This window comes from Bacillus sp. FG16, assembly GCF_057809515.1.
Genome location: NZ_JBMDKC010000236.1, coordinates 1 through 1,603, shown reverse-complemented (window position 1 = coordinate 1,603; position 1,603 = coordinate 1). Strand labels below are relative to the sequence as shown.

Genomic DNA, 1,603 nt, shown 5'->3' with positions numbered 1-1,603 from the left:
CTATTGCTACAAATGTAGAGGAGTATATACAAAATCGATGCGGATTGATGCAAGACCAATTAACAATGGTAAATCAACTCATTCGAAACCAAGAATTATCGGATGTTTCTGTTTATGGAGGTCACATCCAAATTCCATCTTTAAAAAAGGATGTTCCAGACGATGTGGCGGATCTTACAAGGGCTATTTATGATGTATTACCACGTATTAAACTAACAGACCTATTAGTAGAAGTAGACTCTTGGACCCATTTTAGTCAACAGTTTGTACATCTTCATACGAAAACGGGGCCAAAAGATGAAACTGCATTATTTGCGGCTATTTTAGCCGAGGGGATTAATCTTGGGTTAAGTAAAATGGCTGATGCATGTCCTACGATTACCTACACACAACTTGCTTGGATAGCAGATTGGTATATCAGTGACGAAAATTATACAAAAGCTCTAGGAGTCTTATCAAATTTTCAACGACAAAATAGGCATGCTACCTATTGGGGCAATGGAACCACTTCTTCTTCAGATGGACAATATTTTAGGTCAAGTGGTGCTTCTAGTCCATTAGCTCAAGTGAATGCCAAACATGGGAGAGATCCTGGGCTAAACTTCTATACTCATATTTCAGATCAATATGATCCTTTTTACGCCCAAGTCATTAGTTCTTCTGAGGAGGCGCCTCATATTATAGACGGATTATTATACCATGAAGCTGATACTAGAATTGAAGAACATTATACGGATGCTGCTGGATTTGTAGATCATGTATTTGCTATGTGTCATATGTTAGGGTTTCGATTCTCTCCGAGAATTAAAAGTATAGATAAGACGAAAATTTATACAATCGACAAACCTTCCTATTATCCAGAGCTAAACTTTATGATTGGCGGCACTATACAAATGAAACATATACGAGACAACTGGGATGCATTATTAAGATTAATCAGTTCTGTGCAAAATGGAACAGTTACTGCATCTCTTATTTTAAAAAAGTTAGCATCTTATCCACGGCAAAATAGTTTAGCGGTAGCATTACGAGAAATTGGACGTATAGAAAGAACACTATATACATTAGAGTGGCTGCAAGATCCTGCACTGAGAAGGCGCGTTCAAGTGGGGCTAAATAAAGGAGAAGCGAAACATTCACTTGCACGAGCTGTGTGTTTTCATCGATTAGGAGAAATACGTGATCGTTCTTATGAAGACCAATTGCATCGAGTGAATGGTCTTCAGTTATTAATTTCTGTAATTGTTATTTGGAATACAGTGTATATTGAAAAAGCGATTGAATTATTACGATCGCAAGGAATGGAAATTCCAGAAGAATATGTGCCACACATTTCTCCATTAGGTTGGGAACATATTGCATTAACAGGTGATTATATTTGGAATGTACAGCAAAAGAAATCAATTCATCAGTTAAGACCTTTGCGAACAAAATATGCAAGAAATAGATATTAACACCCCATACCGATTCCCTATGTAAATACGGAATCGGTAAAAATGTGTCCAAATTGTGTCTAAACGTACAATTTTCCCGAAATGGTATGGTGAGGCCATGCCCATCAACTTAAGGATAGACACAATATTAACTTTTGTTCATTTGAACT

Annotated in this window: 1 protein-coding gene; it reads left to right on the top strand. The window is 36.9% G+C overall.

Going from position 1 to position 1,603, the window contains the following annotated elements; all coding sequences use genetic code 11:
- On the top strand, positions 1-1,454 hold a 1,454-nt coding region (locus ACODS7_RS31865), incomplete at its 5' end, for a Tn3 family transposase (protein ID WP_488828560.1).
- Positions 1,455-1,603: the final 149 nt, after the last annotated feature.